Origin of the sequence: Rhodoplanes sp. SY1, assembly GCF_046000175.1 — a bacterium.
Taxonomy (GTDB): Bacteria; Pseudomonadota; Alphaproteobacteria; order Rhizobiales; family Xanthobacteraceae; genus Rhodoplanes.
Map to the genome: position 1 here is coordinate 1 of NZ_JBEOMB010000433.1, position 646 is coordinate 646.

At 47.8% G+C, this 646-nt stretch carries 1 protein-coding gene; it reads right to left on the reverse strand.

Annotated features, from left to right (window positions below; all coding sequences use genetic code 11):
* On the reverse strand, positions 1 to 606 hold a 606-nt coding region (locus ABTU92_RS30175; protein WP_408095213.1), incomplete at its 3' end, for a hypothetical protein.
* Positions 607 to 646 lie beyond the last annotated feature (40 nt).

Here is a 646-nt window from a genome sequence, read left to right on the forward strand (position 1 = left end):
AATTCCCGGAAATGAGAATCGCGGATTGAGTGCGGCCGGTAGCGCTGGGCGGTTCGGCAATCTGAAGGGACCATATCTGAAAAAATAATCGAACTTTTCATTGTAGTGCGACTGGAGCATAAAAATGAACACTTCGAAAAAGTACTCGACGAACCTATACGTGTCGTCTGCAATTCTTCGGATTTCGCTCAAGTCTATGTGGTAGGCATTCTCCGTCGAAGAACCTCGAGCTCTCTTCGACATTACGATCCGCATTATAGATTTCGGGGCAACTGCATGCCCAACAACATGCCCGTGCATCAAGATGTTGCGGTTCTGACTGCATACCAAAAATCCATCTAAAAAGAATGAGAAGGCGTTCTTGACTTCTTGGTTGTGATCACTCCCGTTCAGGCAGTCTTTTATTAGCGTTACGCGACTGGAGTTATCGAGTTTTGTGAATAGCTTACAATTCGCGACATTTGGTATTGTGACGTAGATTTCGAACAATATGCCCACGCAGTGCTCGATGGAATTGAAGTTGATCGATACGACCCCGATCGCATGCGCGAGCTCGGCGTTGGGCGAATAATAATCGGGCCACGTAATCGGCATTTGCGTCGTCATCGCTCTCTCCGCTAAGCGCGGATCACCGTGAAGCCAAACA